The sequence below is a fragment of the Pedobacter sp. 10L46_2 genome (genome assembly GCF_056395165.1).
This window is the reverse complement of sequence record NZ_JBFTIZ010000185.1, coordinates 1-9,574: the sequence shown is the minus strand read 5'-3', so window position 1 is coordinate 9,574 and position 9,574 is coordinate 1. Positions and strand designations below refer to the sequence as shown.

The window sequence follows — 9,574 nt, the reverse complement described above, 5'->3', positions numbered from 1 at the left end:
TATAAGTACAAGTAAAGTATGTTATTAACATACTATTGCCGTACTATTGAAAGGGTATTTCCAACTGTGTTTTCATTATGTTCTTAATATAGGGTTATTCTGTAAGTTCGTTTAGCAAAATATAAGTTGAATGTTTTCTTAAAAGCATCTTTGACTATACTAGGGGTGTTCTCATGTTAGAAAAGAAGACAACCTGGTAATCATCCAAAGCTTTGTTATACTAGCTATATTTTATAATATTGCAGCTCATTAAAATTTAACTAATGAAAAAAATATTTTTCTTAATTCTTACTGCGGGATTTTTCCAGTTGGTTGATGTTAAGGCACAATCTAGCGCTCAAATTGCAGAACCAAGATTGGGAATTGGATTTGACGTAGGCTTACCTATGGGCGATTTTGGAGACTTTGCAAATTATGGAACAGGGGGTTCTCTACTTTATCAGCATCCGGTATCAAAGTCATTAAACATTACCGGAAATGTAGGCTATATCAGATTCAATGGCAAAGAAACTATTGGTACATTGAAATACAGGCAAAGTTTTATTCCGATTAAAGTTGGAGCAAGATATTTTATCACCGAAAATATTTACGGAACAGCTGAAGTGGGGTCGTCTATCGCGACAGCTAATGGCAGTGGAGTTTCTTTTATTTATACACCTGGTTTGGGCGTTGAAATTCCTGTTTCACGTACAGGTTCTTTAGACATTGGAGCCAGATATGAAGGGTGGACAAAAAATACGGGAACTTTATCATTTATTGGTTTAAGAGCCGGATACAATTTTTAAAAGCAAATGAATGTACGCAGTTTTTAAAAGGGAATTATTCAGTTTGTTAAATTCATTAATGGCTTATATTACCATTGGTGTGTTTTTACTAACCTCAGGTTTGCTGCTTTGGTTCTTTCCTGATACCTCGATATTGGAGTATGGATATGCTGAACTCACCGGGTTCTTTAGTTTGGTGCCATTCCTATTCATGTTTCTGATCCCTGCAATAACCATGCGTTCGTTTGCTGAAGAGAGGAGAGAAGGTACTTATATTTTACTGGCATCAAGGCCATTAACAGATTGGCAAATTATTCTGGCGAAGTATTTTGCATGTTTGGTACTGGTGTTGTTTTCATTGGTGCCTACTATAATTTATTATTATTCTATTTACAAGCTGGGTTTGCCAGCCGGGAATATTGATACTGGCGCGGTAATTGGTTCTTATCTGGGTTTATTGCTACTGGGAAGTGCTTTTGTTGGCATTGGCATATTTGCGTCATCTATTACTAAAAATCAGGTTATTGCCTTTGCAGTTGCAGTATTTATCTGCTTTGTAGCGTACAGCGGTTTTGATGCATTGAGCAAAATTTTTTCGATGCGTTACCTGGAAAGTATTTTTTTAGGATTAAGTGTAAATGAGCACTATCAATCTATAAGCAGAGGAGTTTTGGATACTCGTGATCTTGTTTATTTTATAAGTTTTGTATTCTTCTTTTTAGGAATTACCAAGCTGGTAATAGGAGGGAGAAAATGGTAAAGTTGAAGAACAGCAAGAGTGCCGGATTAGTTGGTCTTTTGGCAGGGCTAATATTATTGAATGTTGTATCACAGTATGTTTATACCCGGATAGACTTTACAAAAGAGAAGCGTTTTACGTTAACACCAAAATCTAAAACGATTTTAAAAGAAGCTAAGAAACCAATAACAATTACTATTTTTCTGGAGGGCGATTTACCAGCGGCTTTTAAGCGTTTGAGAAATGCTGCAAAAGATCTGTTAACTGACTACAAAGCCTATGCAGGTACTGATATTAACGTTGAATTTGTTGATCCGATATCCGGGCTGTCTGCAGCCGAGCAGGACACAGTTATTAATCACCTATATCAGGTAGGAATAGAGCCTACCACCTTAAATATTAAGAACGATAACGGGTTTGCTCAAAAAACCATATTTCCAATGGCAATGGTTGAAGGGAATGGAAATCAGCTGGCTTTAAAATTATTGCAAAACCTGGATGCCTCAGGCAACTATGAAGAAAATATCAATAATTCTATACAAAACCTGGAATATGTATTTACATCAGCCATTCAAAAGGTATTGAGCGGACAGCATCCAAGAATTGGTTTTACGGAAGGAAATGGTGAGCTCTCTGATTTGCTGTTGAATGATGCGATAAAAAGCTTGTCGGATAGTTATGACGTGGGTAGGGTAAACCTTAACCAAATTGATAAGGCGGGTTTAGATAAATTAAAGTTATTGATAATTGCAAAACCCGAAAAGGAATTTACAGAAGCCGAAAAATACAAGATCAATTATTTTGTAATGAACGGTGGCAGGGTAGTTTGGAGTATAGATCAGGTGAGCGCCAGCTTAGATAGTTTAAGGGGGGCAGGAGAACAACTGGCTTTTAACAAAAAGCTGAATCTTGATGATATGCTGTTTATATATGGCGCAAGAATTAACTATGATCTTATAGCTGATGCCAACTGTGCAGAAATTCCTTTAAGCATGGGTGGACAGCAGGGACAGATTCAAATGGCACCATGGGTGTTTTATCCAATACTGATGCCTGATACAGCTAATAGCCTCGTAAAAAATATGGATGGAATAAGGAGTGAATTTGTTAGCACTGTTGATACTATTGGAGTAAAAGGAGTTAATAAAAAGGTGATTTTACAAAGCTCAGCTTATAATAAGGTGCATCATACACCAAAGATGCTTTCGCTGCAAATGGTTGCGGAACAGCCAGATCCGCGCGAGTATGCCAGCGTGCAGCGAACTGTTGGCGTACTCTTGGAGGGCAAATTTCAATCTGTGTTTCTAAACAGGTCGGCTCCTGCCGGAATTACTGAACAATACAGTGTGCCTGCAGAGAGTAAAGCCACAAAAATGATAGTGATTGGAGATGGAGATGTCTTCAAAAATCAAATAAGTGCCAGAGACGGATCTGTTTTTCCATTGGGTTTTGACAGATATACAGAAAGAAACTATGGAAATAAGGCATTGTTATTAAATATTGCCGACTTTTTATCTAATGATGATAATTTGATCTCTTTACGCAATAAAGAAGTTAAGATCAGGTTGTTGGACAAGGTGCGTTTGCGTACCGAAAAGCTACAATGGCAGCTTATTAATGTCGTTTTTCCTTTACTATTGTTAATATCGTTCGCAATTTTTCAACATTATTACCGCAAACATAAGTATGCAAGGTAATTTTTATATTTTTGAGAACTGACAAGATCATACTATGAGATTTATTGTATCCACATCAACGTTATTAAAACATTTGCAAACAGTAAATGGTGCATCAAGCAGCAGTACTGTTTTGCCTATACTGGAAAATTTCTTATTTGAAATTAAAGACGGAAATTTAACGATATCTGCAACGGACTTACAAACCAGCATGACCACTTCTTTGGCTGTTGAATCTAAAGAAGGCGGTAAAGTAGCTGTGCCGGCAAGAATACTGTTAGATACCTTAAAGACTTTACCAGATCAACCTATTTCTTTTAATATTGACGATGCATCATTCTCTATTGAGATTAGTGCAGGAGACGGTAAATATAAACTGAGCGGTGAAAATGGAGATGATTTTCCAAAAATACCGGTTGTAGAAAATGCTTCATCTGTAAACTTACCAGCGTCTGTACTGACCGAGGCCATTACCAAAACTATTTTTGCGGTAAGTAATGATGAGTTAAGACCGGCCATGACTGGTGTTTTTTGTCAATTATCTGAAGAACACATCACTTTTGTAGCAACTGATGCACATAAATTAGTAAGATACAGACGTATGGATAGTAAAGCAGATAAAACATCTTCTTTCATCCTTCCTAAAAAAGCTTTAACTTTATTGAAAGCGGCATTACCATCAACTGATGTGAATGTTTCTGTTGATTATAATGCAACAAGCGCTTTCTTTAAATTTGAGAATATAAACCTGGTTTGTCGTTTGATTGATGAGCGTTATCCGGATTATGAAGCGGTAATACCTGCTAATAACCCGAATAAGTTAGTGATTGACAGGGCTTTGTTTTTGAATACACTACGCAGGGTAGTTATTTTTGCTAATAAAACCACTCACCAGGTAAGACTAAAAATCAATGGAAGTGAATTAAACATTTCTTCTGAGGATTTAGATTTTGCGAATGAAGCGCATGAGCGTTTAAGTTGCCAGTACGAAGGTGAAGATCTGGAAATAGGATTTAATGCACGTTTCTTAATTGAGATGTTAAGCAATTTGAGTGGAGAGGAAGTTACCTTGGAGCTTTCTACGCCAAATCGCGCTGGATTGTTAATTCCTCAGACTAATGATGAAAATGAAGATGTTTTAATGTTGGTTATGCCAGTAATGTTGAATAATTATAATTAATACTCATTTAAATATTTTGGATGGCTTGGTTTTTGACCAGGTCATCGTTGTTTAGTGTAATTTTAATAATACTACTATGAAAAAATCATTCTTTTTATGCTTAACTCTGGGTGTTATACTCCTGAGCTCTTGTTTTAAAGAACCCAAACCAGAGCCTGTTGGAGACGCATATGTTAATGCTGTTAACGCAGTGAGAGGGTCGAGTCCGCAGGAATTTTATTTAAATGGAAGCAAGAAAAATTCTATTCCTATTCCGTATGGTGCATCCAGTGGCTATATTACTGTTACTTCAGGAAATAGTCAGTTTGCCTTTGGTAATATAAGTTCAGATACAGCTAATGCTGCTACACCGGTTGTAGGTGTTCCAATAGGAATTAACGCAACCGTTTTCTATTATACCGAATCAAAGAGTCAGACCACCCAGAAGGAATTGCACATGGCAACAATCATCAATGATGATATGAAACCTTCGGCAGTTGCGGGTAAAGCTAAAGTGAGGTTCATTAATTTGAATTACTTATTAGCTAATACGATTTCGGTTTTATCTGGAACTACCAAGATCTCAGAAAAAATACCTTTTAAAAGTGCATCGTCTTATATCGATCTTGACCCGGGTACTAAATTTAAGTTTGTTGCGGATATAGTAGATTCACCAGTTTCGGCTGAACTTGATGCGAATTTGCAAGCCAATAAAAATTATACCATTTGGGTTGATGGGGTTACAGCAACGGAATTAACAGGACACGTTATAGCACACTAATTAATTAAATGACATTTCTAAGTTTAAAAATATCATGGTAATAAGCATGATATTTTTATTTTTGGGCTTAATTTATAAAACTTGGAATTTTTCACTTTTTTAATAGACTTTCTTCTTCATATTGATAAGCATTTGGAGGAGATCATCAGAGATTATCAGAATTGGACATATGCCATTCTTTTTTTAATCATTTTTGCCGAGACAGGTTTTGTAGTTACTCCCTTTTTACCTGGCGATTCTTTGTTGTTCGCCATGGGAACTTTAATTGCCGGAGAAAATACAGGTTTAAGTATTTGGGTGATGCTGATCCTCTTAATTGTGGCGGCTATATTAGGTAATTCATTAAATTATAAATTAGGTAGTTATTTTGGTGTTCGGGTGTTTAAAGAGAACAACAGAATACTAAAACTCGAATATTATAATCAATCGCACATGTTTTTTGAAAAGCATGGTGGTAAAGCCATTATTTTTAGTCGCTTCTTACCTATCTTCAGAACAATAGCTCCATTCGTTGCGGGTGTTGCGAAGATGCCGTTTGGAAGATTTACTCTTTTTAATGTTATTGGAGGGGTTGCCTGGATAACAAGTTTACTTATGGCGGGATACTTATTGGGGCAGATTCCTGTGGTTAAAAAGAACTTTGACATAGTAATTGTAGTGATTGCTGTTGTTACTTTTTTCCCCGCAATATTTGCAGCTTTAAGATCTAAGTTTAAAAAGAAAGAGGTAAAAGAGTAGATTAGCAGCAGGGGTAACCCGCATCAACCCATGCTGGGTACCAGGATGATCCTATGGTTAATATCGCTGATTTCGTCTGCCTGTCTACCACACTGTTCATCGAAGTATGAGATGCTTTGGTATTATTCTATGGAGTATTGCTTATGCACTTGATTGTTTCTTTCAGAAAAGCTACACTTTCTATGCCCGGGAAATATTTGTTCAAATTAGCTTCTCAGCAGCGACCTAGGTGGTTCATATAATCAACGTCAAGGTAGTACCAAGGTGCGCTACAGTATCTGTATATCGACGTTTGTCTGTGGTCATCCACATGGTCAGCACAACGTTTTATGTCGCTTTGAAGAATCTATTAATGCCGGAAGGAAGCGTGAAAACTGCCAGGTAGTTAATTCTCATGTGAGCAAAGAAGCCCCTGGCGCTAAACAGAATAATTGTTGTAACAAGCATTACGGAAATAAAAGGATATTTCATTTCCGTAAAACTATATGAAGAAACCTTTAATGTGGTTATTTATCGATGCTTTTCCCCTTCATTGCCGAAGAAACAGCTACATCCATAACCCTTTCGGCAAATGGGCGTGTAAATTCATTTAGTTCGTCGGCTTTCTTAAGGATTTCATCTTTCTCTGCTTTAGCAAGTGCTTCCTTGAGTGCCAGGATATGGATGTTGGTGTTTTCGATTTCATCTGCGGTAAGGAAAGTTCCATGTTTTTCGATAAAGCGTTCGGCCGTGTAAACTAATTGTTCGCCTTCACTTCTGGCTTCAATCAGCATCCTTTGTTCTACATCACTTTTTGCATGAGTAATGCTATCGATCAGCATTTTTTCGACAGTTTCATCGGTTAAACCGTAACTAGGAGTAATGTCTATTTCCTGTTTTACACCAGAGCGTAGTTCAACAGCCTGGACAGTTAAAATCCCATCGGCGTTTAAAAGGAAGTTGATATCTACTTTTGGTAGCCCAGCCGGCATAGATGGGATTCCCTTAAGATCAAATTCTGCTAATTTTCTGTTTTCCTGAACCAGATCGCGTTCGCCCTGGAATACAGATATTTTCATGTTTACTTGTCCATCCACTGAGGTAGTGTATTGCCTGCCAGCCTTGGTGGGAACTTTTGCATTTCTTGGAATAATGACATCCATTAAGCCACCCATAGTTTCAATTCCTAGTGATAAAGGGGTCACGTCTAATAAAAGGATATCTGACCTGTTTCCAGCAAGGATATCTGCTTGTATGGCTGCTCCTAAAGCAACTACCTCATCAGGGTTAATCTGATCGTGAGGAGTGCGGCCAAAGAAATCTGCAACTTGTTTTTTAACATAAGGGGTACGTGTAGACCCGCCAACTAAAACCACCTCATCAATATTTTTAATGTCTAATTTAGCATCAGTTAAGGCCTGTTTACAAGAGTTTATGGTTTCCTGAACTTTGGGAGCAATTAGTTGTTCAAAAGTTTGTTTATCTATTGAGCACCAGATTTCGCCAAGCCTCTCATTAAATAAATTTTGAGTGGTTAAAGCTTTTTTTGCTTCTTCGGCTTTTAACCTTAAAGCTTGCATTAAACCTGAATCTGCAGCAAGGTCTTGTTTGTTTAGTTTGTTTTTGTCTATCCAATAATGAACGATGGCGCGATCAAAATCATCTCCGCCTAAAAAAGTATTGCCATTAGTTGATAATACTTCAAATATCCCGTTTTGAATTGAAAGTACAGATACATCAAAAGTGCCTCCACCAAGATCATAAACGGCTATTGTCTTTTGTTGAGTAGGATCCAGGCCCAGTCCATAGGCCAAACTAGCAGCTGTAGGCTCGTTTACAATCCTTAAAACATCAAGCCCGGCTAGTTTTCCTGCATCACGGGTTGCTTGTCGCTGACTGTCGTTGAAATAAGCGGGAACAGTTATTACTGCTCTGTTCACAGGGGTTTTAAGTGCGTGCTCTGCTCTGGCTTTAAGCTCTTTTAGTATTTCAGCTGATAATTCAATTGGTGTATAGAACTTATCGCCGGCTTTAATTTTGACCAGGGAATCGTTCTCATCATCAATTATTTTATAAGAGAAGGTATCCTGATGACTGGCTACATCTTTGTATGACCTTCCCAGTAGGCGCTTAACAGAAAATATGGTGTTTGAAGGATCGGTAATTAAAAATTCTTTGCAATAAGCCTTTACCAGTGTCGTTTATCACTTTGGGGTTTTTGTCCGGATCGATAAAGGCAACCAAACTATTTGTTGTCCCTAAATCAATCCCAACGATGATTTCTTCTTGCTGGAATGAGCCTGTTGCCAGGTTGATGGATATTTTTGCCATAGTTCGGCAAATTTAGGAATGTTTAGCTGTTTTTTTGTTTTAAGGTTGTAATGTTTTTCAGATCCTGGGAATTAATTTGTTCTATTACGAGGTTTAAAATAAAGTAACGGGATTAAGCTTCAAAAACTCTTCTGTGCTCAGTCCGCTTTTTCCGATGAGTAATATCTTCTCAGGTTTGAATTGTTTTTGGAATTCATTTAAACCGGATATACTTAAATCTTGGCCACTTTTTACTTCGAGCCCTATGACTTTTCCCCGACGCTCCAATACAAAATCTACCTCATTGTTGCGCTCGCGCCAATAATATACCTTAAAGCCTTCGGTAAGCGCTGAATTAACCAAATGAGCTCCTATGGCAGATTCTGCCATTCTACCCCATTCTTTTGGTTCTTGCCTAACTTCATCGAAAAGCTCATTGCGCATGATTAACTAATGTGGTTTTTCCTACCTGACGTGGGCCAATTACTACTTGGAAGTGTTTTCTTGTCTCTAAGATTCTAGATGTAAGTTCTTTAATATGAGGTCTTTGGAACATGATTTACGAATTACTCAATACATTGAGTAATTCGTAATTTCTAAAGAAATATTTTAATTGAACGGCTGATTTTTAAAGGTCAAGCTCCTTTTTATGAATATTATAAAGCCAAAGTACAATATCCTGATAACTGTCTGTTCCCTTATCCTGATTGTTTAGTTTTAGAAATCTGTCGAAAGCAACATCCATGTATCCAAACATCTCACTGTTATACTTGCGCCAAAAATCACGGTCGTTTTTAAAGTCTTGTATTGTACCAGGATTAATGGTAGTATACAAAGCATCATAATCTTTCTGAGACTTGATCCTGATCTCGAACAGTATGCTTTTTAACATGGCATAGGATGCGGAATACTGAAAATTAGGATCAGCACTATTTGCGGCTACAAGATAACCAATAAGGTTTGCCTCATCTTCGCGACCAATGCCTAGCTGATGGGCTATTTCGTGACAGGTAACAAAGGGTAGGGCTATGGCCGGTAATCTCATATTTACATTTGCTTCTCCCGAGATTGGATTGTAATATCCTTCGATGCCAATTTTAGTAACTATCCAACTATTTAATACCGGTTTTACCGCAGGGCTGCGGTATTTGAAAATGGAATTTCTTTGTTCCATCAAGTCATAACCAGCTTTAGCTCTAATCGCTAATTCCTTAATGTTGTATCTTGTTTTCTTTACTTTTTGGAGATGGTTTAGTTTACTGATGAAAAATTTACCCAGTAAAACCAGCTCAGGTGTGTTGTATTTTTCATTGTTGATGCCCAGCTGTTTTGAAACTGAAGGACGTGAATAGTTTAAACCCCAAAGAATTTTAAAAATTAAATAAAGAATAAGAATAAAGTTAATTACCTGTAAGGGCACCTTTACCC

The 9,574-nt window shown here is 37.3% G+C and carries 8 protein-coding genes and 1 pseudogene; 6 read left to right on the top strand and 3 right to left on the bottom strand.

Translation table 11 applies throughout. The features are described 5' to 3' along the window. Positions 1-263: 263 nt before the first annotated feature. From AC1DDX_RS18000 to AC1DDX_RS17975, 6 genes are all read left to right on the top strand, one after another. Complete coding sequence (locus AC1DDX_RS18000; RefSeq protein ID WP_288880571.1) at positions 264-785, top strand: hypothetical protein; 522 nt, start codon at positions 264-266, stop codon at positions 783-785. 10 nt (positions 786-795) lie between these two features. Next, on the top strand, positions 796-1,524 hold the full coding sequence (gene gldF, locus AC1DDX_RS17995) for a gliding motility-associated ABC transporter permease subunit GldF (RefSeq protein WP_337715655.1): 729 nt from the start codon (positions 796-798) through the stop codon (positions 1,522-1,524). Next, the gene (gene gldG / locus AC1DDX_RS17990; RefSeq protein WP_337715652.1) at positions 1,518-3,200 is read left to right on the top strand and encodes a gliding motility-associated ABC transporter substrate-binding protein GldG; all 1,683 of its coding nucleotides are present in this window, start codon (positions 1,518-1,520) and stop codon (positions 3,198-3,200) included. Before gldF ends, gldG begins: the two co-directional genes overlap by 7 nt. A gap of 34 nt (positions 3,201-3,234) precedes the next feature. Next, on the top strand, positions 3,235-4,359 hold the full coding sequence (dnaN, locus tag AC1DDX_RS17985) for a DNA polymerase III subunit beta (RefSeq protein ID WP_048904267.1): 1,125 nt from the start codon (positions 3,235-3,237) through the stop codon (positions 4,357-4,359). A gap of 76 nt (positions 4,360-4,435) precedes the next feature. Continuing rightward, a complete protein-coding gene (locus AC1DDX_RS17980) occupies positions 4,436-5,119 on the top strand; it encodes a DUF4397 domain-containing protein (protein WP_172660731.1) in 684 nt (227 codons plus the stop codon). A gap of 81 nt (positions 5,120-5,200) precedes the next feature. Further along, on the top strand, positions 5,201-5,857 hold the full coding sequence (locus AC1DDX_RS17975) for a DedA family protein (protein ID WP_048904269.1): 657 nt from the start codon (positions 5,201-5,203) through the stop codon (positions 5,855-5,857). A gap of 506 nt (positions 5,858-6,363) precedes the next feature. Here AC1DDX_RS17975 and hscA read toward each other — a convergent pair. The 3 genes and pseudogenes from hscA to AC1DDX_RS17960 form a co-directional block, all read right to left on the bottom strand. Further along, positions 6,364-8,167 (bottom strand): annotated as a pseudogene (hscA, locus tag AC1DDX_RS17970) (Fe-S protein assembly chaperone HscA). 93 nt (positions 8,168-8,260) lie between these two features. Continuing rightward, on the bottom strand, positions 8,261-8,590 hold the full coding sequence (locus AC1DDX_RS17965) for a DUF4143 domain-containing protein (protein WP_337715650.1): 330 nt from the start codon (positions 8,588-8,590) through the stop codon (positions 8,261-8,263). A gap of 184 nt (positions 8,591-8,774) precedes the next feature. Continuing rightward, a partial coding sequence (locus AC1DDX_RS17960; RefSeq protein WP_477622355.1) for a DUF3810 domain-containing protein occupies positions 8,775-9,574 on the bottom strand: 800 nt, incomplete at its 5' end.